At 75.4% G+C, this 23,592-nt stretch carries 25 protein-coding genes and 1 tRNA gene; 10 read left to right on the forward strand and 16 right to left on the reverse strand.

Going from position 1 to position 23,592, the window contains the following annotated elements; all coding sequences use genetic code 11:
* Positions 1 to 106: 106 nt before the first annotated feature.
* The 7 genes from CELF_RS17015 to CELF_RS17045 all read right to left on the reverse strand — a co-directional run bounded on the left by CELF_RS17015 (position 107) and on the right by CELF_RS17045 (position 7,983).
* Positions 107 to 2,368, reverse strand: coding sequence for an aryl-beta-d-glycosidase (locus tag CELF_RS17015; RefSeq protein WP_013772509.1), 2,262 nt, complete (start codon positions 2,366 to 2,368; stop codon positions 107 to 109).
* A gap of 784 nt (positions 2,369 to 3,152) precedes the next feature.
* Complete coding sequence (gene dtd, locus CELF_RS17020; RefSeq protein WP_041553595.1) at positions 3,153 to 3,587, reverse strand: D-aminoacyl-tRNA deacylase; 435 nt, start codon at positions 3,585 to 3,587, stop codon at positions 3,153 to 3,155.
* A 40-nt stretch (positions 3,588 to 3,627) separates the two neighbouring features.
* Positions 3,628 to 4,605, reverse strand: coding sequence for an asparaginase (locus CELF_RS17025; protein ID WP_013772511.1), 978 nt, complete (start codon positions 4,603 to 4,605; stop codon positions 3,628 to 3,630).
* Positions 4,602 to 4,937, reverse strand: a complete 336-nt coding sequence (locus CELF_RS17030) for a DUF2516 family protein (RefSeq protein ID WP_013772512.1) — start codon at positions 4,935 to 4,937, stop codon at positions 4,602 to 4,604. The genes CELF_RS17025 and CELF_RS17030 overlap by 4 nt, the downstream gene beginning before the upstream one ends.
* A 36-nt stretch (positions 4,938 to 4,973) precedes the next feature.
* The gene (locus tag CELF_RS17035; RefSeq protein WP_013772513.1) at positions 4,974 to 6,101 is read right to left on the reverse strand and encodes an FUSC family protein; all 1,128 of its coding nucleotides are present in this window, start codon (positions 6,099 to 6,101) and stop codon (positions 4,974 to 4,976) included.
* A 42-nt stretch (positions 6,102 to 6,143) separates the two neighbouring features.
* The gene (ygfZ, locus tag CELF_RS17040) at positions 6,144 to 7,343 is read right to left on the reverse strand and encodes a CAF17-like 4Fe-4S cluster assembly/insertion protein YgfZ (RefSeq protein ID WP_013772514.1); all 1,200 of its coding nucleotides are present in this window, start codon (positions 7,341 to 7,343) and stop codon (positions 6,144 to 6,146) included.
* A 4-nt stretch (positions 7,344 to 7,347) separates the two neighbouring features.
* On the reverse strand, positions 7,348 to 7,983 hold the full coding sequence (locus CELF_RS17045; RefSeq protein WP_013772515.1) for a heme-binding beta-barrel domain-containing protein: 636 nt from the start codon (positions 7,981 to 7,983) through the stop codon (positions 7,348 to 7,350).
* Between the two features lie 166 nt (positions 7,984 to 8,149).
* Between CELF_RS17045 and CELF_RS17050 the strand changes: the two genes are divergently transcribed.
* Positions 8,150 to 8,521, forward strand: a complete 372-nt coding sequence (locus CELF_RS17050) for a DsrE family protein (RefSeq protein WP_013772517.1) — start codon at positions 8,150 to 8,152, stop codon at positions 8,519 to 8,521.
* Positions 8,522 to 8,666: 145 nt separating this feature from the next.
* On the opposite strand, the gene CELF_RS17055 is transcribed toward CELF_RS17050, so the two are convergent.
* From CELF_RS17055 to CELF_RS17065, 3 genes are all read right to left on the reverse strand, one after another.
* Complete coding sequence (locus CELF_RS17055) at positions 8,667 to 9,167, reverse strand: DUF4395 domain-containing protein (RefSeq protein WP_013772518.1); 501 nt, start codon at positions 9,165 to 9,167, stop codon at positions 8,667 to 8,669.
* Between the two features lie 162 nt (positions 9,168 to 9,329).
* Positions 9,330 to 9,818 carry a thioredoxin family protein gene (locus CELF_RS17060; RefSeq protein WP_013772519.1) on the reverse strand — a complete coding sequence of 163 codons (489 nt, stop codon included), beginning with the start codon at positions 9,816 to 9,818 and terminating at the stop codon, positions 9,330 to 9,332.
* Between the two features lies 1 nt (position 9,819).
* Positions 9,820 to 10,554, reverse strand: coding sequence for a hypothetical protein (locus CELF_RS17065; RefSeq protein ID WP_013772520.1), 735 nt, complete (start codon positions 10,552 to 10,554; stop codon positions 9,820 to 9,822).
* 224 nt (positions 10,555 to 10,778) lie between these two features.
* On the opposite strand from CELF_RS17065, the gene CELF_RS17070 reads away from it, so the two are divergent.
* The 3 genes from CELF_RS17070 to CELF_RS17080 all read left to right on the forward strand — a co-directional run bounded on the left by CELF_RS17070 (position 10,779) and on the right by CELF_RS17080 (position 13,809).
* Positions 10,779 to 11,507, forward strand: a complete 729-nt coding sequence (locus CELF_RS17070) for a winged helix-turn-helix transcriptional regulator (RefSeq protein ID WP_013772521.1) — start codon at positions 10,779 to 10,781, stop codon at positions 11,505 to 11,507.
* A gap of 92 nt (positions 11,508 to 11,599) precedes the next feature.
* On the forward strand, positions 11,600 to 12,865 hold the full coding sequence (gene nhaA / locus CELF_RS17075) for a Na+/H+ antiporter NhaA (RefSeq protein WP_013772522.1): 1,266 nt from the start codon (positions 11,600 to 11,602) through the stop codon (positions 12,863 to 12,865).
* An 11-nt stretch (positions 12,866 to 12,876) separates the two neighbouring features.
* Positions 12,877 to 13,809, forward strand: coding sequence for an alpha/beta fold hydrolase (locus tag CELF_RS17080; protein ID WP_013772523.1), 933 nt, complete (start codon positions 12,877 to 12,879; stop codon positions 13,807 to 13,809).
* Positions 13,810 to 13,861: 52 nt separating this feature from the next.
* Here the strand turns inward: CELF_RS17080 and nth are convergent, their stop codons facing one another.
* Positions 13,862 to 14,557 carry an endonuclease III gene (gene nth, locus CELF_RS17085; RefSeq protein ID WP_013772524.1) on the reverse strand — a complete coding sequence of 232 codons (696 nt, stop codon included), beginning with the start codon at positions 14,555 to 14,557 and terminating at the stop codon, positions 13,862 to 13,864.
* Between the two features lie 206 nt (positions 14,558 to 14,763).
* Between nth and CELF_RS17090 the strand changes: the two genes are divergently transcribed.
* Both CELF_RS17090 and CELF_RS17095 read left to right on the forward strand, forming a co-directional pair.
* Positions 14,764 to 15,177 (forward strand): hypothetical protein, encoded by a 414-nt coding sequence (locus CELF_RS17090; protein WP_013772525.1) that lies wholly within the window; start codon positions 14,764 to 14,766, stop codon positions 15,175 to 15,177.
* A gap of 137 nt (positions 15,178 to 15,314) precedes the next feature.
* The gene (locus CELF_RS17095; RefSeq protein ID WP_013772526.1) at positions 15,315 to 15,992 is read left to right on the forward strand and encodes a Crp/Fnr family transcriptional regulator; all 678 of its coding nucleotides are present in this window, start codon (positions 15,315 to 15,317) and stop codon (positions 15,990 to 15,992) included.
* A gap of 189 nt (positions 15,993 to 16,181) precedes the next feature.
* On the opposite strand, the gene CELF_RS17100 is transcribed toward CELF_RS17095, so the two are convergent.
* The 3 genes from CELF_RS17100 to CELF_RS17105 are packed head-to-tail and all read right to left on the reverse strand — an operon-like array spanning position 16,182 to position 17,102.
* The gene (locus tag CELF_RS17100; RefSeq protein WP_013772527.1) at positions 16,182 to 16,679 is read right to left on the reverse strand and encodes a RidA family protein; all 498 of its coding nucleotides are present in this window, start codon (positions 16,677 to 16,679) and stop codon (positions 16,182 to 16,184) included.
* A complete protein-coding gene (sp36, locus tag CELF_RS20235; protein WP_013772528.1) occupies positions 16,679 to 16,840 on the reverse strand; it encodes a Sp36 family protein in 162 nt (53 codons plus the stop codon). The genes CELF_RS17100 and sp36 overlap by 1 nt, the downstream gene beginning before the upstream one ends.
* Positions 16,841 to 16,883: 43 nt before the next feature.
* Complete coding sequence (locus CELF_RS17105) at positions 16,884 to 17,102, reverse strand: WhiB family transcriptional regulator (RefSeq protein ID WP_013772529.1); 219 nt, start codon at positions 17,100 to 17,102, stop codon at positions 16,884 to 16,886.
* Between the two features lie 300 nt (positions 17,103 to 17,402).
* On the opposite strand from CELF_RS17105, the gene CELF_RS17110 reads away from it, so the two are divergent.
* The 3 genes from CELF_RS17110 (at position 17,403) to CELF_RS17120 (ending at position 20,961) form a co-directional block, all read left to right on the forward strand.
* Positions 17,403 to 19,865, forward strand: a complete 2,463-nt coding sequence (locus CELF_RS17110; protein ID WP_013772530.1) for a penicillin-binding protein — start codon at positions 17,403 to 17,405, stop codon at positions 19,863 to 19,865.
* Positions 19,862 to 20,800, forward strand: a complete 939-nt coding sequence (locus CELF_RS17115) for a metallophosphoesterase (protein WP_013772531.1) — start codon at positions 19,862 to 19,864, stop codon at positions 20,798 to 20,800. Before CELF_RS17110 ends, CELF_RS17115 begins: the two co-directional genes overlap by 4 nt.
* An 87-nt stretch (positions 20,801 to 20,887) precedes the next feature.
* A tRNA-Pro gene (locus CELF_RS17120) sits at positions 20,888 to 20,961 on the forward strand.
* Between the two features lie 222 nt (positions 20,962 to 21,183).
* Here the strand turns inward: CELF_RS17120 and CELF_RS17125 are convergent.
* The gene (locus CELF_RS17125) at positions 21,184 to 21,804 is read right to left on the reverse strand and encodes a GNAT family N-acetyltransferase (protein ID WP_013772532.1); all 621 of its coding nucleotides are present in this window, start codon (positions 21,802 to 21,804) and stop codon (positions 21,184 to 21,186) included.
* 75 nt (positions 21,805 to 21,879) lie between these two features.
* Here CELF_RS17125 and CELF_RS17130 point away from each other — a divergent pair, with 75 nt between their 5' ends.
* Positions 21,880 to 22,476 (forward strand): hypothetical protein, encoded by a 597-nt coding sequence (locus CELF_RS17130; protein ID WP_013772533.1) that lies wholly within the window; start codon positions 21,880 to 21,882, stop codon positions 22,474 to 22,476.
* An 80-nt stretch (positions 22,477 to 22,556) separates the two neighbouring features.
* Here CELF_RS17130 and CELF_RS17135 read toward each other — a convergent pair whose 3' ends face one another.
* The gene (locus CELF_RS17135; RefSeq protein WP_013772534.1) at positions 22,557 to 23,585 is read right to left on the reverse strand and encodes a DUF4097 family beta strand repeat-containing protein; all 1,029 of its coding nucleotides are present in this window, start codon (positions 23,583 to 23,585) and stop codon (positions 22,557 to 22,559) included.
* Between the last annotated feature and the right edge of the window lie 7 nt (positions 23,586 to 23,592).

Here is a 23,592-nt window from a genome sequence, read left to right on the forward strand (position 1 = left end):
GCCACACGGGTCGGCACCGGGCGGCCCGGCACACGAGTCGCACCGCGCTCCCGGACGCACGACCGCCCGGCACCCCTGCGGACGGGTGCCGGGCGGTCGACCGGGATCAGGCGCGGGCCTTCTCCACGAGCGCGTCGAGGTCCTCCACGGTCAGCGGCGCGAGCCCGAAGCTCGCGAACACGCGCGCGGGAGTCTGCGCGAGCATCGCGGCCGTGGCCTCGTCCAGCTGCGGCACGTCGTCGCCCCCGAGGACCTCCGACAGGAGCGGCCCACCGACGGGGTGGGCCAGCCACTCCTCGATCGTCGACCACGCGGTCAACTCGCCCCACAGGGGCTCCCCGACGACCTCGACGGTGGCCGTGCCGCGCACGTCGCGCGACGACGCACCGACCTCGACCACGAACGTCCCGCCCTCGACGGCCCACCGACGCAGGCCGGGGTGCCAGTACGCGAGGTCGCGAGCGGTGAGCGTGAACGCCACGGTCCGCTGCTCGCCGGGCTCCAGCGCGACCTTGGCGAACGCCTTGAGCTCGTGCGCGGGGCGCAGCACCGACGCCTCGGGGTCGCGGACGTAGACCTGCACGACCTCCGCACCGGGACGCCCGCCGGTGTTGGCCACGGTCGCGCGGACGTCGACGCGCACGTCGGCACCCTCGCCCGTCACCTCGGCCGTGACGTCGCCGTACCGGAACGTCGTGTACGTCAGCCCGTGGCCGAAGGGGTACGCGACGTCGACGCCGCGCGTGTCGTACCAGCGGTACCCGACGAGCACGCCCTCGCCGTAGCGGACGTGGCCCGCCTCGCCCGGGAAGCTCCCGAACGCGGGGGTGTCCTCCAGCCGGTGCGGGACGGTCTCCGCGAGCCGGCCCGACGGTGCGACCGAGCCGAGCAGCAGGTCCGCGACGGCCGCGCCGCCCGCCTGCCCGCCCAGCCACGTCTCCAGCACCGCCGCCGCACGGTCGCGCCACGGCAGCGACACGGCCGAGCCGTTCGCCAGCACGACGACGACGCGCGGGTTGACGTCGGCGACCGCGTCGAGCAGCGCCACCTGGTTGTCGGGCAGGCCGAGGCGGGGGCGGTCGTAGCCCTCGGACTCGTCCGGCCCGGGCAGGCCGAGGAAGACGACGACCGTGCCCGCCGCGCGGGCCGCCTCCACCGCGGCCGCGCGCAGCGCGTCGTCGTCCCCCGTCGGCCCGCCCGAGATCGTGAAGCCGGGCTCGAACGGCACGTCGAGACCCGTCGCGGACCGCAGCGCGCCGAGCGCGTCGTCGAGCCGCGTGGGGTTGACCTGCGACGAGCCGGCACCCTGGTAGCGCGGGGTGCGGGCGAACTCGCCGACGACGAGCAGGCCCTCGGCCCCGGCGAGCGGCAGCAGCGGCGCACCGTCGACGGCGTCGTTCTTGAGCAGCACGGCACCGGCCGCCGCGGCCTCGCGGGCGAGGGCGTGGTGCGCGTCGACGTCGAACGCGTCGGCGCCCGTCACGGCCGGCAGCGCGCGCCGGACGAGGTGCAGGACCCGGCGCACGGCGGCGTCGAGGACGGCCTCGTCGAGACGTCCGGCGCGCACCGCGTCGACGACCTCCTGGTCGGGGCGCGGGCCGGCGGCGGGCATCTGCAGGTCGAGACCCGCGGCCAGCGACGCGACGCGGTCGTGCACCGCACCCCAGTCGCTGACGACGAGGCCCTCGAAGCCCCACTCGTCGCGCAGCACCTCGGTGAGCAGCCAGTGGTGCTCGGACGCGTAGGTGCCGTTGATCTTGTTGTACGCGCACATGACGGTCCACGGCTGGGCCTTCGTCACGACCCGCTCGAACGCCGGCAGGTAGATCTCGCGCAGCGTGCGCTCGTCGACGTCGGCGGACACGCGCATGCGGTCCGTCTCCTGGTTGTTGGCCGCGAAGTGCTTGAGCGACGTGCCGACGCCCTGGCTCTGGATGCCGGCGACGAGCGCGGCACCGAGGTCGCCGGCGACGACCGGGTCCTCGGACACGTACTCGAAGTTGCGGCCGCACAGCGGGGTGCGCTTGATGTTGACGCCCGGGCCGAGCAGCACGGCGACGTCGTTGGCGCGCGTCTCGCGGCCGAGCGCCTCGCCGACGCGGCGGACCAGGTCGACGTCCCACGTCGAGCCGAGCGCGGCGGCGGTCGGGAAGCACGTCGCGGGGACGGAGCTGCCGAGACCGAGGTGGTCGGCGTCCTGCGCCTGCTTGCGCAGGCCGTGGGGCCCGTCGGTGACCATGACGGGCGGCACGTCGAGGCGTTCGACGCCCGTGGTGTGCCAGAAGTCGGAGCCCGACGTGAGCGACGCCTTCTCCTCCAGCGACAGCGCGGACAGGACGCGTTCGACGTCGAACGGCGCGTGCGGCATGGCACCTCCTCGTGCGTGCGGATCACCCTTCGCGAAAAACCTACCATGCGGTAGGGATCCGGCCGCGCCGCGCGGCCACCGACCGCGGGCCGACGGGCACGACGAAGGCCCCTCGGTCGCTTACACCGAGGGGCCTGCGTGGAGGGTACCGATGCGGACGCCCGGACGGGTGAACGCCGCGCGGCCTGTCCACAAATTCTGTCCACAGGGGTGTGCACGGAGCGCGTCGTGCCTGCACATCCTGTGGACGAACCTGTGCGCGGACCGGTGGACGAAAGTCGGTCCGCACAGACCCTTGCGACCCGCCGACGGGCAGGACTAGAACTTCACCAACGAGCTCGACAGCATCGGAACCGCAGGTGAGAGGCCCTTTCGAGGGCGAACAACCTGCGCCCGGAGCTGACGGGCGCGGGCCGACCGGAGAACGGGCAGCCATCTCGACGAGGCATCTCGCCGACCTGTGGACGACGACGCAGGGGCCGCAACGGACCGGAAGGTCAGGACGCAGTCCTCCCCGTCCCCGGTGGAGCCGACGGCGCCGGATCCCTCCCGAGGGCGCCGGACCGCAGGACACTCCGGGCGGCGAGGCGGAGCCGCACCGTCGCAGCGGGGTCCCCGCCGGTCCTCCGGCGGACCGGGACCTGCGGTCCACCGGGAAGGCCCCTCGGACGCTTACTCCGAGGGGCCTTCTCCGTGCTCGGACCTCCTCGGGACCGACCCCCTCGCAGCGCGCAGCCGGCACGGCGCGCAGTCGGCACGGCGGGCAGCCGGCACGGCGGGCGTGTCAGGCGGGAGCCGACTCCAGGACGATCGTCACCGGGCCGTCGTTCACGAGCTCGACCGCCATGTCCGCACCGAACACCCCGGTGGCGACCTCGAGCCCCCGGTCCCGCAGCGCCGCGACGACCGCGTCCACGAGCGGCTCCGCGACCGGGCCCGGCGCCGCGGCGTTCCACGTCGGCCGCCGTCCCTTGCGGGTGTCGGCGTAGAGCGTGAACTGGCTGACGACCAGCACGGGCGCCCCGACGTCGACGGCGCTGCGCTCGTCGCGCAGGATCCGCAGCTCCGCGATCTTGCGGGACACGAGCTCGACCTGCGCGGGCCCGTCGCCGGGCGTCACGCCCACCAGCGCCACGAGCCCGGGACGGTCGATCGCGCCCACCACGACGCCGTCGACGGTCACCGACGCGCGCGTCACGCGCTGCACGACGGCCCTCACGCGGCACCCGCCCGCGGCCGGGAGGCCGCCACGACGCCCCTCATGCCGCCTGCGCCCACGGCCCGAAGGCCGGCACGACCGCCCCCACGGGCTCGCCGTGCCCCAGCACGGGCGTGACGCCGAGAGGACGCACCACGTCGGCGTCGGCACCCGCGACCGCGAGCGCCGCCGCGAGCACCGCCGCCCGTGGGCGCGCCGACCCGTCGAGCACCTTGAGGGCCACGGCCGACCCGTCGGGCAGCGCGGCACCGTAGACCCCGTCGGCGCCGTCCTTGGCCACGAGCCCCGTCACGCCCGCACCGAACGCCGTCGCGTCGCGCCCCGTTCCGGCCACGTGCCACGGGTGCGAGCGCATCGCGGCGCCGACCCGGGCGGCCGGGCCGTCGGTGGCCGCAGCCACGTGCGCGAACGCGCGCGCGAGCCCGACGAGCGTCGTCGAGAAGAGCGGCGCCCCGCACCCGTCGACGGTCGTGTGCGCCACGTCGACACCCGTCAGCTCGGCGACGGTGTCACGCACGGCACGCTGCAGCGGGTGCGCCGGGTCGAGGTAGTCGTCGGTCGACCAGCCGCGCGCCGCGCACGTCGCGAGCATCCCCGCGTGCTTGCCGGAGCAGTTCTGCGTGAGCGACGCGCGCTCGCGCCCCTCGGCGCGCCAGCGCCACGCGGCGTCGGGGTCGAGCGGCCAGTCGGGCGTGTTGCGCAGGTCCGCCTCGCTGAGGCCCGCGCCGGTCAGGAGGCGGCGCACGACGTCGAGGTGCGCGTCCTCGCCGTTGTGGCTCGCGCACACGAGCGCCAGCCGCTCCCCGTCGACGTCGAGACCTGCGCGCAGCATCGCGACCGCCTGCACGGGCTTGAGGGAGGACCGGGCCCACACGGTGACGTCGGGGTCGCCGAGCGCGTGCCGCACCGAGCCGTCGGGCGCGAGCACGACGACGTGACCGAGGTGCACCGACTCGACGAGCGCGCCCCGCACGACGCGCGCCAGCGGCACCGCACCGGTCGCGACGTCGGGCGTCACCAGCCGCCCGGCGACGACGGGCCGCGGGGGCCGCGCCGGCGCGAGTAGGGCGCCACGGCCGGGCGCACGTCGACGAGGTAGACGATCGCGCCGACCGCCGCGAGCAGCCCGAGGAAGGACAGGAAGCCGAGCCCGAGGGGCGGCGGGATCGCCATGAACGCGACCGCCGTGCCCACGCCGAGGATCGCGCCCCAGAAGTTCTTGGTCCGCTTGCCCGCGGACGGGAACGCGGCCGCCGGGCGGCGCAGCAGGTCGACCAGCGCCCAGACGCTCAGCGCGAAGATGGCGAGGTAGAAGGCGAGGAACAGGTAGACCTGCAGGGTGGCGACCACGGGTCGAGCCTACGAGAGGTCCCGCGTCGAGGGCGGTCAGATCTCAGGCAGGACGGCCCGCGCGTCGCGCGGCGTGACACCCGCGGTCTCCAGCAGGTCGACGACGAGCGACCGGTGCAGCAGCACGAGGCTCTGCACCTGCCAGTCGTCGACGGCGAGCGCGAACGGGTCGAGCGAGCCCGCCACCGCGAGAAGCTGCTCGCGCGCACGCTCGGGGTCGTGGCCGGTGCCGACCGCCGCGGCGAGCTCGTCGACGGCCGCCGCGGTCGCCTCGACCTGGACGCCGAGGCCGGTCGCGTCGTGCAGCACGTCCGCCTGGACCACCGCGAGCGCACGACGGGCGAGGACCCGCGCGTTGCGCATCGCACGGTCGGCGAGGACCGCCGAGCCCACGAGCGCCGCGAGCTCGTCGGCGAACCGGCGGGCGGCCGGGGAGACGCGGGCGAGGTCGCGCGCGCTCGCGGACTGCTCGGACCACTCGTCGAGGGCCGGCTGCGAGGCGCGGCCCCGCACGAGCGCGTCCTCGACCGCCCCGACGGACCGGTCCGTCAGGCCGCGCGCGAGCCCGTGCAGGACGCCCGCGAGCTCGTCGAGCGCCGCCTGGCCGAGCGCGCGCGGGTGCCGTCGGGGGTCGCTCGGGGTCAGCAGCGCCACGGCGAGGGCGACCGCACCGCCGAGCGCCGCGTCGACCCAGCGCCCGAACGGTCCACCCGCGGCGGCGGGGAGGCTGACGATGACGATCGCCTGCACGCCGGCCTGCGTCGTGAGCATGCCGCCGCGGTCGAGGAAGCGGGCGAGCACCGCCGACACGAACAGCACGAGCCCGACCTGCAGCGCGCCCTGCCCGATGACGACGGCGACGACCTCGCCGAGGGCCACGCCGATCGCGACGCCGACCGCGAGCTCGGCGACGCGCCGCACCGAGCGGTCCATCGTGAAGCCGAGCGCGATCCAGGCGCTGACCGGCGCGAAGAACGGGTACGGGTGACCGAACCAGAAGTGCGCGATCGCGAACGCCACGGCTCCCGCGACCGCCGCCTGCAGGATCGGGAACCACCCGGCGGCGACCCGCGCCCGTCCTTGCCGCACGCGCGCCCGCACGAGGAGCGGCAGGTCCCGGCGGCTCGGCCGGCGACCTGCGTCCGCCTCCGCGGCGGCACTCACGTCGCGCTCATCGGGCGCTCACGTCGAGCGCCCGGCGCGCGCTCACAGGCTGACGTGGTGGCCGAGCCCGCGGCTCACCGGACCGCGCGCGGCCGGCCGGTCGACCGAGACGCCCTCGCCCGGCACGACCTCCTCCTGCCCGGCTGCGACGACACCGCCCTCGCAGTCGACGACCAGCGGCGCGTCGACCGGGACGGACCTCTTGACCACGGCCAGCGCGACGGGACCCAGCTCGTGGTGCCGCGCGACCGTCGTCACGTGGCCCACGGCACGGCCCGGCTCGGGCGACCCGGCGTCGCCCACGACGTCGTGCACCGCGGCACCCGCCTCGGGCAGCAGGTGTCCGGACCCGTCGAGGTGCAGCAGCACGACCCGTCGCGGCGGGCGGCCCAGGTTGTGCACGCGCGCGACCGTCTCCTGGCCGCGGTAGCAGCCCTTGTGCAGGTGCACGGCGGTGCGCAGCCAGTCGAGCTCGTGCGGGATGGTGCGGTGGTCGACCTCGCGTGCGGCGCGCGGGCGCAGCGCCTCGACGCGGACCGCCTCGGCGGCCCACGTGCCGACGAGCGGCCAGCCGGCCGCCTCGCGGGCACGCACCTCGTCGACGAGCCGGTCCCGCGGGACCAGCACGAGCCGCCACGCGCGGTCGGCACCGGGGTGCTCGTCGTCGGGGGCGCCGTACCGGGTGCCGCCCGGCGCGGTGGCCGGCCAGGGGTCCCGCCAGGTGACGGGCTCGTCCGGCGTGCCCTCCGCGTCGACGGGCTCGCCGATCGCCGCCCACTCGTCGGTCGCGTCCGTGATCTCCACGCGCAGCATGAACTTCATGCGGTCGAGCCACGCGGCGAGCGCCACGGGCGTCTCCGTGAGCAGCCACGTCGCCTCGCCGTCGTCGACGACCCCGGCCGCGTGCTCGACGTGCCCCTGCGGCGACAGCACGAGCAGCTCGGTGGACGTGCGCGGCGGCAGCGTCGCGAGGTCCTGCGACGTGATCGAGTGCAACCACGTCAGCCGGTCCGGGCCGGCGACGCGCACGACGCCGAGCTGCGACTGGTCGACGACCGCTCCGCCGCGGGTCAGCGCGCGCTGCTCGGCGGTCGGGTCGCCGTAGTGCCACGCGACCCCGGCGTCGGGACCGGAGCCGGCGACGGCACCGCGCCGCTGCAGCAGCGGGCTCGTGTGCCGCACGGGCTCGCCGTGCGGGGTCGGCGCCGTGGCGTCCGGAGCGGGGTCCTGCGGTGCCGGCACGGTCTCAGCCCTCGCTCGACGCGTCGTCGGCGCCCTCGGCCGGCGCGTCCGTGACGTCGTCGGCGGGGCCCTGCGGCGCGTCGTCGGCGCGGACCAGGCGGGCGGAGGCGTACGACTGCATCGGCTGGCCGAACGCCGCCATGTCGTGCGCCCACATGAGGTCGCCCTGCACGAGGCCGTAGAGCCGCTTGCCCGAGCTGACGTCGGCGCCCGACGCGGTGTGCGCGATCAGGTCGCTCGCGAGGTCGATGCGGCCCTTGCCGACGACTCCCAGGTACACCGCGACGTGTCCCGACGGGTCGGCGAGGAACAGCTCGACGGGGTGCTGGTCCGCGTCGATGCCCTCGGGCCGCTCCGGGGGAACGCGCCAGTAGCCGGACTCCGTGGACCACACCGGGCCGGGCGCGTCGGCGGCGCCCCCGTCGTCGAGCGCCGCGGCGTCGTCCGGGGCGACGACGAGCCGGATCGTCGACGTGTAGGACAGGTAGGGACCGCCGTCGTGGTCGAAGACGACCTCCTGCGTGAAGGCGGTCTCCTCGATCCCCGGGTAGCCCACGACCCCCTCGCCGCGCCAGCGGCCGACGAGCCACGCGAGCGGGTACACCTCGGGTGCCAGCCCTTCGGGCAGGACGAACGCCATCTCAGACCTCTCGACGGATCAGCGCTGGCCCTTGAAGAGCTTCCAGACGACGAGCCCGGCGACCCACGCGATCGCCAGGGTCGCCGCGACGAGCAGGCCGATGAAGACTCCCTCGAGCGCAGTCATGCACCGAATCCTAACGACGCCGCACCCCTACGCTGTTCCGGTGAGCAACGGCATCCGCCCCCTCGTGATCAAGACCACCTCGGGCCTGGACCGGCCGGAGGCCGCGAACCAGGCGTTCACGGTCGCCGCGGCGGCCGTCGCCGCCGGGGCCGTGGTGAGCCTGTGGCTCACGGGCGAGTCCGCGTGGTTCGGCCTTCCCGGGCGTGCCGCCGAGCTGGACCTCCCGCACGCGACCCCGTTGTCCGACCTCCTCGACGTCGTCCTCGAGGGCGGCACGGTGACCGTCTGCACCCAGTGCGCGGTCCGCCGGGGCATCGGGCCGGACGACCTCCTGCCCGGGGTCCGCATCGCGGGCGCGGCAGTCTTCGTCGAGGAGACCCTGCGCCCCACGGCCCAGGCCCTCGTCTACTGACCCCTCTCCCGCCCCTGCCGCCTCCCCACCACGGCGCCGAGCTCGTCAGCTCCGGTCGAGTTCGTCAGCTGCAACTGACGACCTCGTCCGGGAGTGACGAGCTCGACGTGGGCCGTGGGGGACGGGGAGCGGGCGGACGGGTGGGTCAGGGGCGGGTGCGCAGGCGCAGGGCGAGCAGGTAGAGCTCGCAGCCGAGGCACAGGCCGAACGCCGCGTTGAGGAACGCCGCGACGAGGGCGACCGCGGCGGCGACCGGGACGGCCGCCGCGACACCGAGCGCACCCAGCAGCACGCCGACGCCCGTCACCAGCAGGCCGACGAGCTGCGCGAACCGCGGCGGACGGGGGTCCTCCCGCTCCCGCACCGGCCCGAGCCGCGGCGCGACGACCCGGCGGAACAGCCCGGCCTGCCACGTCCCGGGCACGCCGCGCGCGACGCCGAGCGCGAAGCTCGCGGCGACGACGGCGAGCAGCGCCAGCGCGACACCCGGCAGGTCGCCGAGCAGCAGGACGGCGACGAGAAGCACGGCGCTCACGCCGGCCCCGAACCGCGGGCCGCGGACGTCGATCCCGCCGTCTCCGGGTGCGGGGACCGGGTCAGGCGTGGTCTGCCGGGTCGTGGGGGTCGGGGCGGTGACGTTGTTCATGGCAGGTCCTCTCAGGACGGGCCTCGGTGCGGGGCCGCGATCCGGTGCACGGGGAGATCCGGACCGCCCACGGACGCACGGGCGACCCGGCGGAGCGGGCGCGGGGCCGGGGTCGCAGGCGCGTCGGGCGGTCGGCCGGACGGGCCGCGCGCCGACGGGCCGTCAGCGCGGGGCGACCCCGTCGCGACAGGAGTCGAGCGCGGCCAGCGCCTGGCGGCGGTCCGTCGCACCGGACATCCGGCCGACGACCGCTCCGCTCGCGTCGAGGAGCAGGACGGTGGGCGTGCGCATCACGTGGAAGCGTCGCACGAGGTCGAGGTGCTCGGCGACGTCGAGGTCGACGTGCGAGACGCCGTCGTGCTCGGCCGCGACCGCCGCGAGCACGGCACGGGTCCGCCGGCAGGGGGTGCACACCTCGGAGGAGAGCTGCAGGAACGTGGCGCGCGCACCGAGCGGCCCACCGAGCTCGTGCGCGCCCACCCGGTCGTCCCGCGCGTCCGCGTCGGAGGCGCCCCCCGGGCCGGTCGACGCCTCGGCCGCCGCCAGCACGGCGGGAGCGACGGCTGTGAACCGACCCTCGCGCGACCGCCACACCAGCCCTACGACGACGGCGACGGCGAGCACGCCGAGGACGAGCGCGACGCGGTCCACGTCAGCCGACCAGGACGCGGCCGACGACGTAGACGAGCAGGCCCGTGACGGTGACCGGCAGGGCGGCGAGGGCGAGCGACGGGAGCCTGCGCTCGAGCGCGGCCATGCGGTCGAACAGCGCGTGCAGGGCCGAGACGAGCACGCCCACGGCGACACCGAGGAGCCCGCCGGCGACGGGGTCGAGCGGGTCGAGCAGGAGCCCGACGAGCGCACCGGCGGCGGCGGACGACAGGGTCGTGACGACCACGCCGAGCCACGCGGGCAGGTGCACGGCGACCACGACCGAGCCGACCGCGAGCGCGAGCGCGCCGGTGACCACGAGCGCCTCGCCGCCGGTGCCGCGCGAGGTGGCGACCCACCCGGTCGACGCGACCGCGACGAGCGTCCCGGCGACCGTGCCGGACACCGACTCGACGAGCCGCACCCGCCCGTCGCGGCGCAGCAGCTCGTTGACGAACGCGAGCACGACGGCGCCCGCGAACACGACCGGCAGGCCCTGCAGGTAGGGCTGCGTCTCGGCGAACGTGACGACCGCGACGGACCCGACGCCGCCGAGGGCGACGACGGCCGACGACCCCGGCCCGAACGGCAGCCCCGCGAGCGCGGGCCAGCCCGCGGCGAGGACCAGCACGAGCGCGGCGCACACCGCGGCGAGCGGGAGCGGGCCGAGGAACCCGGCGACCGCGACGACAGCGGCGAGGACGGCCGTGAGGACCGCGCGTGTGGCGAGCTGCATGCGGCCGCTACCGCCCCGTCGTCCGGGACGTCGCGACGCAGGCCGGCGACGCCGTCAGGGGCGTCGTGGGCAGCGTCGACGGGCACGTCGGCGAGGGCTCGGGGCGGATCGGCACGGCATGGATTGTCGCAGACGACCGCCGTCCACCCGGTCGTCTCCGGGCACGGGCCGCCCGGCGGGCGCGGTACGGTGTGCAGCACTCGCACGCGGGGAGGAGGTTCCACGTGGCAGATCTGCTGCTGCTCACTCCCGCGTCCGGGGGCTCCGCACAGGTGCTCCCGGCGCTCGGTCTGTTGTCGCACCGGGTCCGGGTGCTCCCCGTCGAACCGTCGGCCCTGGTGGACGCCCCGGACGCGGACATCGTCGTGCTCGACGCCCGCCGTGACCTGGTGACGGCTCGCACGACCTGCCGCCTGCTGCGCGCGACGGGCCTGACGGTGCCGCTCGTGCTCGTGCTGACCGAGGGCGGCCTGACGGTCGTCACGGCGGAGTGGGGCGCGGACGACATCATCCTGGAGTCCGCGAACCCGGCCGAGGTCGAGACGCGCTTCCGGCTCGTGATGGAGCGGGCCGCGACGGCCGGCTACGACGACGCCCCGCAGGAGATCTCGTCGGGTGAGCTGACGATCGACGCGGGCGGCTACACGGCCCGCCTGCGGGGTCGGCCGCTCGACCTCACGTACAAGGAGTTCGAGCTCCTCAAGTACCTCGTGCAGCACCCGGGCCGCGTGTTCACGCGCGCGCAGCTGCTGCAGGAGGTGTGGGGCTACGACTACTACGGGGGCACGCGCACGGTGGACGTCCACGTCCGGCGCCTGCGCGCGAAGCTGGGCCCGGAGCACGAGCAGCTCATCGGCACGGTGCGCAACGTCGGCTACCGCTTCGACCCGCCGAAGGACCGCCGCGCTGCGGCGGAGGACCGCTCGGACGTGACGACGGCCGCCGACGCCTGACCGGCGCGCCGGCGAGCAGGTCGCCGGTACCCTGGGCCGCGGTGCGCCGGGAAGTCTGGTCGGCAGTCCCGTCGCCGACCCCGGAGGTCCCCGTGGCCCGCACCGCTCCCCGCCTCTTCGCCGCGCTCACGCCCGGCGGCGAGCGCAACCTGCTCGACACGCTCCGCGAGGAGCGCACCGGGGGGCTCCTGCTCCTGGCCGGCACGGCGGTGGCGCTCGTGTGGGCGAACCTCGCACCCGCGTCGTACACAGCGCTGTCGTCCACGGTCGTGGGTCCGGCGGCGCTGCACCTCGACCTGACCCTCGCGCAGTGGGCGACCGACGGGCTCCTGGCCGTGTTCTTCTTCGTCGTCGGTCTCGAGCTCAAGCGCGAGGTCGTCGCGGGCGAGCTGCGCGACCCCCGCACGGCGGTGGTGCCGATCGTCGCCGCGGTGGGCGGGATGCTCGTGCCGGCGGCGCTGTACCTCGCGGTGAACCTGTCGGCGCCGGACGGCGTGCCGAAGGGATGGGCGGTCCCCACGGCGACGGACATCGCGTTCGCGGTCGCGGTCCTCGCGGTCGTCGGACGCTCGCTGCCGAACGCGCTGCGGGCGTTCCTGCTGACGCTCGCGGTGGTCGACGACCTGCTGGCGATCGTCGTCATCGGGGTCGTCTACACCGACCACGTGGCGCTCGTGTGGCTCGGCGCGGCGCTGCTCACGGTGGCCGTGTTCGCGGTGGCCGTGGCCCGCGGGGTGACGACGGGATGGGTGCTCGTGCCGTTGGCGGTCGTCGCGTGGGCGCTCATGCACGCGTCGGGCGTGCACGCGACGATCGCGGGCGTGCTGCTCGGGGTGGTCGTGCCCGCGACGCCGCGGGCCACGCAGCGCGCCCTGCGGCTCCCGGCACCGCCCGAGGAGTCGCTCGCCGAGCGGTGGGAGCACCGGTGGCGCCCTGTGTCGGCCGGTTTCGCGGTCCCGGTGTTCGCACTCTTCGCGGCGGGGGTCACGTTCAGCGCCGCGACGCTCACGGGAGCGGTCGGCGACCCGGTGGCGCAGGGGGTCGCGCTCGGGCTGGTCGTGGGCAAGCCGCTCGGCATCCTGGGGGCGACGTGGCTCGTGGCGCGGTTCACGCGCGCGGAGCTCGCCCCGGGGCTGGGCTGGGCCGACGTGCTGTCCGTGGGGCTCGTCGCCGGCATCGGCTTCACGGTGTCGCTCCTGGTCGGTGAGCTCGCGTTCGGTGCCGGGAGCGCGCACGACGAGCACGTCGTCGTCGCGGTGCTGGTCGCGTCCGTGACCGCCGCGCTGGCCGGCGGCGGGGCGCTGTGGCTGCGGGACCGGCACCACGCGACCACCTCGGAACCGCCGCGTACCCGGTAGGTTCGGCTGCGATGACCACCGTCGACTCCGCCACGCTCCTCGTCGAGGGCCCGTGGCGGCACCGGTTCGTCGCCGCGAACGGCGCCCGGTTCCACGTGACCGTGTCGGGTCCTGACGACCGCGACACGCCCCTCGTCGTGCTCCTGCACGGCGTGCCGCAGTTCTGGTGGGCGTGGCGGCACCAGATCCCGGTGCTGGCGGACGCGGGGTACCAGGTCGCCGCGATGGACGTGCGCGGGACGGGGTCGTCGGACAAGCCGCCGCAGGGGTACGACGTGCCGACGCTCGCCGCGGACGTCGCGGGCGTGGTGCGCTCGCTCGGTGCGTCGCGCGCCGTCGTGATCGGCAACGGCACGGGTGGCGAGATCGCGTGGGCGATGGCCGCGCTGCAGCCCGACGTGACGCGCGCGGTCGCCGTGCTCGCGGCCCCGCACCCGCTCGACCTGCACCGCCACCCCCGCACGTCGCTGCGGGCGAGGGCCGTCCGGCGCCTCGCGTTCGCGCAGCTGCCGTCGTTCCCGGAGCGCGCGCTCCAGCAGGGCGACCTCGTCCGGACGCTGCTGACCGAGTGGGGCGGCGCACCGGGCTGGCTCGACGCGCCGACGGAGCACCGCTACCGCGAGGCGGCCCGCGTGCCGTTCGCCGCGCACAGCCAGATGGAGCAGCTGCGGTGGCTCGTGCGGTCGGTGCCGCGCACCGACGGCCGGCGGTACCTGGCCGCGCTGGGTCGTACCCGCCCTCTGCCCGTGCTCCAGGTCCACGGGGGCCGCGACGGCCTGCGCCCGTCCGCGCACGCCGCGCTGTCCCCCTCGACCGCCGCGCTCGTCGGCCGCGACTACCGGTACGAGCTGGTCCGCACCGCCGGGCACTGGCTGCCCGAGGAGGCGCCGGCCGTCGTCAACGACCTGCTGCTCGACTGGCTGCGCGAGGTCGCGCCCGCCTGACGCGGCCCGCGCCGCGCCCGGACCCGGCCCGCCCCGCGAGCGGCCGCACGGCTCAGCCCTTGAGCGTCTCCGTCGCCCGCACCGGGTCGTTCTCGCCGATCCCCGCCGACGGGCACCACGCCGCGACGGGGCACGCGCCGCACGCCGGACGCCGGGCGAAGCACGTGCGCCGCCCGTGGAAGATCAGCCGGTGGCACGCCATGGTCCAGTCCTTGCGCGGCAGCAGCTCCCCGAGCTCGCGCTCGACGACCAGCGGGTCCTCGCTGGTCGTGTACCCGAGCCGCAGGGACAGGCGCAGCACGTGGGTGTCCGTCGTGATGCCGGGGATGCCGAACGCGTTGCCCAGCACGACGTTCGCGGTCTTGCGCCCCACGCCCGGCAGCCGGACCAGGTCGTCGAGCCGGTGCGGCACGACCCCGCCGAACTGCTCGACGAGCACCCGCGACAGCCCCGTGACCGACTTCGCCTTCGCCCGGAAGAATCCCGTGGGACGCAGGATCTCCTCGAGCTCGTCCGGGTCGGCGGCGGCCAGCGCGGCCGGGTCGGGGTAGCGCGCGAACAGCGTCGGCGTCGTGAGGTTGACCCGCACGTCGGTCGTCTGCGCGGACAGCACCGTCGCGACCAGCAGCTCGAACGGCGAGGTGAAGTCGAGCTCGCACCGCGCGTCGGGGTACCGCACGGCGAGGGCCCGGTCGACGCGGCGCGCACGGCGGGTGCGCGCGAGCGGGGTCTCGGGGGCGACGCTCACGCAGGCAGCGTAGGCCGCACGCCGTCGCACCGCCCTACCAGGCCGGCGGCGACGGGCGGCGCCCGGGCCCACCCGGGCGGCACGGCCCACGCGGCGACGGCAAGCCCCCGTCCGGGCGCCTGACCTGCCGCAACTCACACGTATGCCGACTCAAGTCCGCCACGCGGGACGCCGAACCATCCGTGAGACCTCAGGAGGCCCCGCGCATGACACCCCCGACCGAGCAGCGAGTGCGCGACCTGCGACTCGACCGGCGTGCGCTGCGTGCCGAGCGGGCGCGGGTCGGGTGGTGGCGCCGCCTCGTGCGCGCGCGGCTGGACCTCGCGGTCGCCCAGGTCGCACGCCCGCAGACGCTCGGCGAGGACGTCGCGTTCCAGCTGCCCGTCGACGTGGGCGTGGACGTGCCGCGCCCGACGGAGCTCGCGGCCGTCCTGACGGGCACACCCTCCTCCGAGCTCGTCACGCTCGACGAGCTGCGGGCGCTCGACGCCCAGCTCGCCCGGTACGAGGAGGGCGTGACGACGGCGCTGTCGGACGCCACGGAGCAGCTCATCACCCGCCTCGCGGTGGACCCCGGCACGACCACCGCCTGCCTGCAGGAGCCCATCGGTCGGGTGTGACGGCCCGGATGCGGCAAACTGTAGGTGCCGGCGCCGCTGACCTGCGACACCGGATCGGTACCGCCAGGACCCCCACGGGCGCGCGCGGACGGATGCCGGGTGACCCACGGGTCGGCACCGGGAAGGAAGGAGCCACGGTGGAGGACGACATCGTGCTGGCGGCCCCCCTGTTCGCAGGGCTGGACGTCGAGACGTCCGGGACGCTCGTCTCAGCCATGAAGCAGCTCCACCTCGTGCGCGGCGACACGCTGTTCCACGAGGGCGAGCCCGGAGACCGCCTGTACGTGGTGCGCGAGGGCAAGATCAAGCTCGGCCGCCGCTCGAACGACGGCCGCGAGAACCTGCTCGCGGTGCTCGGCCCCGGGGAGATGTTCGGCGAGCTGTCCCTGTTCGACCCGGGCCCGCGCACGGCGACCGCGACGGTCGTCGCGGACGCGGAGGTCGTCGAGCTCGGCCACGCGGACCTGGTCCGCTGGCTCCAGGACAAGCCGTCGGTCGCGCAGCACCTGCTGCAGGCCCTGGCCCGCCGGCTGCGCCGCACCAACGAGGCGCTCGCCGACCTGGTGTTCTCCGACGTCCCCGGCCGGGTCGCGAAGGCGCTCCTCGACCTGTCGACGCGGTTCGGCGAGAAGGTCGACGAGGGCGTCCGCGTCGCGCACGACCTGACGCAGGAGGAGCTCGCCCAGCTCGTCGGCGCGTCGCGCGAGACGGTCAACAAGGCTCTGGCGGACTTCGCCGCGCGCGGCTGGGTGCGCCGTGAGGGCCGCGCGGTCGTGCTGCTCGACGTCGACCGCCTGGAGCGCCGCGCCCGCTGAGCGACCGCCGCTCCCAAGCCAGTACGACGAAGCCCGGCACCTCGCAGGAGGGGCCGGGCTTCGTCGTGCCGGCCGCGCGGCGGCCGGTCGGTGAGGCGTCGTGCGGGCGAGCTCGGAACGGTCCGGCGCGCGACGGGGCGGGCGTCGGACAGGTCAGGCGTGCCGGCGCGGGTCAGGGGTGCAGGCGGGTCAGGGGTGCAGGCGGACGACGAGCTCCACCTCGACGGGCGAGTCGAGCGGCAGCACGGCGACGCCCACCGCGGACCGGGCGTGCACGCCCGCGTCGCCGAGGACCTCGTGCAGCAGGTGGCTCGCCCCGTTGACGACGGCGGGCTGCCCGGTGAACGCCGGGTCGCTCGCGACGAAGCCGACGACCTTGACGACGCGCGCGACGCGGTCCAGGGCGTCGGCACCCGCGGGCCCGCCGGCGGCCTCGACCGCAGCCGCGACCGCGGCGAGCGCGTTCAGCGCGGCCGTGCGGGCGAGGGCCGCGGCGTCCTGCGGGGCGACCAGACCGGCGCCCTCTCCGACCTTGCCCGTCGCGGGCAGCGTCCCGTCGACGAACGGCAGCTGGCCCGACGTGAAGACCGTGTCGCCGTCGACGACCGCGGGCACGTAGGCGGCGACCGGCGCAGCGACCGCGGGGAGCTCGAGGCCCAGCGCGGCAAGGCGCTCGGCGGCGCCCATCAGGCCTGCTTCGGGCGCTTGAGGTAGGCGACGAGACCCGCGTCGGGCCCCTGGATCACCTGGACGAGCTCCCAGCCGTCGGCACCCCACTGGTCGAGGATCGCCTTGGTGGCGTGGATGATGAGCGGAACGGTGGCGTACTCCCACTGCTGCGTGGCCATGCGGACACCCTAGCGGGGTCGTCCAGCGGCCGTAGAAGCGCTCTCACCGGACCGGCGTCGGGACCACCTCGGTGCCCACGAGCTCTGCCCGCCACGACCGGACCTCGGGCCGTCGACGCAGCAGGGCGCGCCGCTCGCGCTCCGTCATCCCGCCCCAGACGCCGAAGTCCATACGGTTGTCGAGCGCGTCGGCGAGGCACTCCAGCCGCACGGGGCAGCCGGTGCAGACGGACCGGGCCTCGCGCTGGGCGGCGCCCTCCACAGCGCGTCGGGCGCCAGCTTGCCGGTGCCGCACGCGGCGACGGCGGTCCAGTGCGCGTCCTGCATGACAGTCGCCACGCACCCTCCCTCGTTCGCCGGACGGGTGCCGCGGGCACCCGTGTCCTGCCGGGAAACTAGTGGGTCCGGCGCCCGTATGGCGAGACTCCGAACGGGTCGTTTCGCCTGATGGACGTTTGACCATGTCGTCGCGAGACGCCGGCCTGTGCAGGTCCCGTGCAGGTCGAGGTCCTCGGCGGCCCGCCGCGGGGGTCCGCACAGGTGCCCCGACTACCCTGTCGGCATGCCTCATCCTCCGCGCGCGCGCGGCCGTCAGGTCAACCTCTTCCAGGCGCTGGCGCTGCTGCTGTCGTTCGTGCTCGTCGCCGGTGTCGGCGGCGTGCTCGGCGCCGGCCTGCTGCTGCCCGCGGTGACGGTCGCCAACGGGGTCACGGACATGACCGTGACCGCGTTCGACGACCTCCCGACGGAGCTCGAGCCGACCAAGCTGCCGGAGAAGTCCGTGATCCTCGCGGCCGACGGCACGCTGCTCGCGACGTTCTTCGACGAGGACCGCGTCGTGGTGCCGCAGTCGGAGATCTCGATCCACCTGCAGAACGCGGTGATCGCGGTCGAGGACAAGCGCTTCCGGCAGCACGCGGGCGTCGACCCGACGGGCATGCTGCGCGCCGCGGTCCAGGGGCAGGTCGGCTCCGGCGACAGCCAGCAGGGCGCGTCGACGCTCACGCAGCAGTACGTCAAGAACGTGCTGATCCAGGCCGCGCAGAAGCTGCCGACGCGCGCCGAGCAGCAGGCCGCGATGACCGCTGCGACCGTCGCCGAGGGGCCGGAGGGGTACGCGCGCAAGCTCCGCGAGGCGAAGCTCGCCATCACGCTCGAGAAGCAGATGACGAAGGACGAGATCCTCGAGAAGTACCTCAACATCGCGCAGTTCGGCATCAAGGTCTACGGCGCCGAGGCCGCCGCGCAGTACTACTTCAGCAAGCCTGCGAAGGACCTCACCTACCTCGAGGCCGCCACGATCGCGGGCATCACGCAGAGCCCGTCGCTGTGGGACCCGTCGCGCGACCCGGTGAAGTCGCAGGAGCGGCGCGACGTCGTGCTGTTCACGATGCACGAGCAGGGCTACATCACCGACGAGGAGTACGAGGCCGGCCTGGCCACGCCCGTCGCGGACACCCTGCACCTCAAGCCGCTGCGGATCGGGTGCGTCGCCGCGAGCGACGCGGTGCCGGGCGCGGGCTACTTCTGCGACTACGTCACCAAGGTCATCGTCAACGACCCGGCGTTCGGTGCGGAGCGCAAGGACCGCGAGTCGCTGCTCTACCAGGGCGGCCTGACGATCACGACGACGCTCGACCCGGCCCGGCAGGCGATCGCCGACGCCGAGGTCAAGGCGGCGGTCCCGGTCGACGACTCGAGCCAGCTCGGGCACGCGCTCGTGAGCGTCGAGCCGGGCACCGGCAAGATCGTCGCGATGGCGCAGAACCGCATCTACGCGCCCGTCGCCGCGAACGCCGGCGAGGAGCCGGTCAACTACAACACCGACTTCGCGTACGGCGCGTCCGGCGGCTTCAACCCCGGTTCGACGTACAAGCCGTTCACGCTGCTGACGTGGCTGTCCAAGGGGCACAGCCTGTACGAGTCGGTCAACGGCGCCGAGCGGCAGCTCAACCTCAACCAGTTCCGCGCGTGCGGCGGCAAGTGGTCGAACAACGAGCCGTGGAAGCCCAACAACTCCGAGGGCAGCGGCAGCATGATGACGGTGCTCGACGCGACCCGGAACTCGGTCAACCTCGCGTACCTGTCGATGGCCATGGAGCTCGACATGTGCGACATCGCCGACACCGCGTCGAGCATCGGCGTGCACATCGCCAAGCCGCGCACCGCCGACCAGGGCAGCAACGAGCGCCTGCTCGCCGGCACGAACGGCCCGGGCCTCAACCCGTCGAACGTCCTCGGCACCGACGAGGTCGCGCCCCTGACGATGGCGGCGGCGTTCGCGACGTTCGCCTCGGGCGGCACGTACTGCACCCCGATCGCCATCACGAGCGTCCTGGACACCGACGGCAACCCGCTCCCCGTGCCGGACGCGCAGTGCCACCAGGCGATCCCCGCCAACCTCGCCAACACGATGAACTTCGCCCTGAGCGGCGTGTGGAACGGCACGGCCAGCACGGTCGACGCGCCGCCCTTCCCGTCCGCCGGCAAGACGGGCACGACCAGCGAGAACGAGCAGACCTGGTTCGTCGGCTACACGCCGCGCCTGTCGACGGCCGTGTGGCTGGGCGACCCGAAGCAGTCGAAGCGCCAGGTCAAGAACATGTACGTCGGGCCGACCTGGGTGCGACGCGCCTACGGTGCGACCGTCTCGGCGCCGACGTGGCGGCGGTTCATGGTCCAGGCGCTCGCGAGCGGTGACAACCCCGGCTTCGCGGCCCCCGACGACAAGCTCGTGTTCGGCGAGCGCGTGGGTGTCCCGAGCGTCGTCGGCCGGAGCGAGGGCGACGCGCGGGCGATCCTCGAGCAGCGCGGCTTCCGCGTGTCCGTGGACCCGACGCAGATCCCCTCCGGCCAGGCCGCGGGGACGGTCGCCGAGCAGAGCCCGTCCGGCACCGCCACGAAGGGGTCGACGATCACGCTGCGGATCTCCAACGGGCAGGGCGGCGGCCAGCCGCAGCAGCCCGGACCGGGACCGGGCGGAGGCGGCGACGGAGGGCCCGGCAACGGCCGGGGCAACCCGTGACCGCCACGCTCCCGCGGGCGCTCGGCGCCGTCGCCCTCGCCGGTGCCGGTGCGCTCGCCTGGTCGCTCGTCGAGGCGCGCTGGTACACCCTGCGCGAGGTGACCGTGCCGGTGCTGCCCTCCGGGCAGGACCCGCTGCGGGTGCTGCACCTGTCCGACCTGCACCTCACCCCGGGCCAGCGCCGCAAGGTCGACTGGGTCCGCGACCTCGCGTCGCTCGACCCCCACCTCGTCGTCGACACGGGCGACAACTGGGCGCACCTCGACGCCATGACCTCGCTGCTCGACGCCCTCGAGCCGCACCTGGCCCGCCCGGGAGCGTTCGTGCTCGGCTCGAACGACTACTACGCCCCGCGGGCCAAGAACCCGGCCCGGTACCTGCTGCCGGACTCCCGCGGCGACGCCCCGGCACGCCCCGTGGAGCTGCCGTGGCGCGAGCTCGTCGCGCGCTTCTCGGCCGCCGGCTGGATCGACCTGACCAACCGGCGCGACGTGCTCAAGGTCGACGGGCGCGTGCTCTCCCTGGTCGGGACGGACGACGCGCACCTCGACCGCGACCGCTTCCCCGCGGCGGGCGGCGACGACGACGTGCGCGGCGGCTCCGTCCCGATCGACCTGCACCTCGGCGTCACGCACGCGCCCTACCGCCGGGTGCTCGACGCGATGCACGCCGACGACGTCGACGTCACGATCGCGGGCCACACGCACGGCGGCCAGCTCGCCGTCCCGCTGTGGGGCGCCCTGGTGACGAACTGCGACCTCGACACGCGCCGCGCGAAGGGTCTGCACGGCTGGCCGGGCCCGCGCCCCGACCGCACCGGCGGCGCGGGGTCGTCCTGGCTGCACGTATCGGCGGGCCTCGGCACGTCCCCGTACGCCCCCGTGCGGTTCGCGTGCCGGCCCGAGGCGACGCTGCTCACGTTCGTCGCCGCCTGACCGCGACGGCCCCGCACGGGCGCTGCTGCGGCGGTGGGATCCGGTTTCGTCGGGAGCCGCATCGTCGGCTATCCTTACGGGGCTCCACGGGGTGTGGCGCAGCTTGGTAGCGCGCTTCGTTCGGGACGAAGAGGTCGTGGGTTCGAATCCCGCCACCCCGACAGACGATGGGCCCTCATGACCGCGGCGACGTGCGACATGAGGGCCTATCGCTTTCCCCGGACGACCGCCACGCACGGCACGAGGAGACGACGGACCGTGAGTGACACCGCCCGACGCGTCGTCCTCCGGTCTCCCGGGGCGGCAGCCCTGATCTGACTCGCGGCATCGCTCGGGCGCCGGCTCGGTGACGCGCGGGGACGTGCTGAGCGACCGTCGCCGGTTCACGACGGGGTGGGGTCGGTGCGCAGGCGGGCGTGCAGGTGCATGTCGTGGTGGCCGTCGGCGTGCAGCGCGTGGCCCCGGCGCACGCCCTCGGCCGTGCAGCCGAGCAGGTCGGCGACCCGGCACGACGCCAGGTTGCGCGTGGAGTGCTCGACCTCGACCCGGTGCAGGCCGAGGTCGGTGAACGCCCACCGCAGCGCCTCGCGGCCCGCCCGGACGGCGACGCGCCGCCCCCGGGCTGCGGGCACCGTCCAGTACGCCAGCGCGGCGTAGCCCTCGAAGAGCGTGATGTGCGTGAGGGCGACGCGTCCGACGAGCGCCCCGCCGGAGCCTCCGCCCCCGGACCCGCCGGCCTCGTCCGGCTCCACGACGGCCCACTCCACCGAGCGCTCCTCGCGCCACGCGGCGTTCTTGCCGTCGATCCACGCGACCGCCTCGGCGTCGTCCGCCATCGTGCGGGCGTGCCACCGGCGGATCGCGGGGTCGTCGTAGGCGGCCCGCACGGCGGGCGCGTCGTCCGCCGCCCAGGGGCGCAGCAGCAGCCCCTCGGCGGTGAGCACGGGCTGCGGTCGCGCACCCCACAGGCCGGACGGGACGACGGGTGCGGGGATCAGCGGCACCCGCCCATCCTGCCGCTGGTCGCGCACGTCGTCGGCGCCGGTCCAGGACGGAGCCGGTGCTGCCAGGATCGGGGCGTGAGACGTGACCCTGCCGACGCGGCGGACGACGAGAACTGGACCGGCGGGTACTACGAGCTGGCGATCGACCTCGGCCCGCACGACGACGGCCGGCTCGACGCAGCCGTGCGGGCCTTGTGGGCGGCCGCCGGGCTGGAGCCTCCGTTCCGCCGCCTCGACCCCCGGCAGCGGCCCGACGTGTCGGCCCGCGCCCTCCTCGACGGGCACCTGCACGCGCGCGTGACGGTGCCGGGCCTGGGCCGGACGGTGTGCACGGTCCTGGTCGTGCGGGAGGTCACGGACGACGGCGGGGTGACGCGCCACGGCGACGACTGGCTGGACCTCTGCCTCCCGCTCGGGGCTCTCAGCCACCTCGACGCCCGCGTGGGCGCGTACCCGTTCAGCCACGCGCCGTCGCGCGCGTGGCGCGAGCCGGTCGAGCAGTGGTTCGCCGGGGTGGCCGGCGCGGTGTTCGGGTCGGTGCCGTTCGCCTACGCGCTCACGGGCTTCGAGGTCTCGGGGTTCGGGGCGGAGGACGCCGCGGACGGGCGGACCGGGCTGTACGAGCGGGCGGCGGACGGCACCCTGCGCGTGGCGCCGGTCACGGCCTGGTGATCCGCGCGGCCGGGGCTCGCCGCCCCGGGGACGGGTGAGGCCCGGACGGCGGGTGCCGGTCCGGGCCTCACGGGGCCGGGTCAGGAGCCGCGGGGCCCCAGGTAGGCGACGTTGCCGTCCGACGAGCGGATGACGACGGAGCGGAACGCCGACGGGTCGGTCGGGGCGTCGACGACCTGCCGGCCGTTCGACGTCGAGATGGTCAGGGCGACCGGCTCGCCCGTGCCGAAGACCGTGACGTGACCGTTGCTGGTCACCGCCTCGACGTTCCCCTGCACGGCGGCGACGTCGAGCCCGCCGTCGCTGGAGCGGACCGCCGCGTCCCCGCGCACGTCCTGCACGGTCACGCCGCCGTTGCTGGTCACGGCCTGCAGGCTGCCGCCGATGTCGGCGACGTCGATGCGCCCGTCACTGGTCCGGACCTGCGCGTCGCCGTCGACGCGGCCCACCTGCACGCCGCCGTTGCTGGTCACGACCGCGACGTCGCCGCGCACGTCGTCCACGTCGATCCGCCCGTCGCTCGTGCGGGCCGTGAGCGACCCGTCGACGTCGTTCACGACGATCGCGCCGTTGCTGGAGCGCAGCGTGACGTCGCCGTCGGCCTGCACGACCTCGATCCCGCCGTCGGACGTCTGCAGGTCCAGCGGCCCGGCGACGCCCGTGGCACGGACCTCGCCGTTCGACGTGCGGACGACGACCTGCGTGCCGGCGGGCAGGTCGACGTCGAGCGAGCCGGAGCACGAGCCGAACCACCACGAGCAGCGGTTGCGCACGACGAGGCGGTCGTCGCCCTCGTCGACCTCGTAGGTCGGCATGGAGAACCCGCCGCGCTGGGTGCGCACGACGTCGACGGACGAGCCGCTCGTGCCGGAGACGGTCACGCGGCCGTCGGCGACGAGCTCGACGACGTCGGCGGACGCGTAGGTCGCGTGCTCGGTCATCGTGCGGGAGACGACCAGGTCGGCCACCTGCACGCCGCCCCACAGGAGCGTGACGCCGCCGAGGACGGCGCCGGTCCAGGTCAGGGCGCGACCGAGCGGGGTGCGGGTCGCGGCGACGTCGGCCGTCGGCGCAGTGGTCGGGGGCTTGTCGAGCGTGGGCGTGGTCATGGGGTGC

The organism is Cellulomonas fimi ATCC 484, assembly GCF_000212695.1.
Classification (GTDB): domain Bacteria; phylum Actinomycetota; class Actinomycetes; order Actinomycetales; family Cellulomonadaceae; genus Cellulomonas; species Cellulomonas fimi.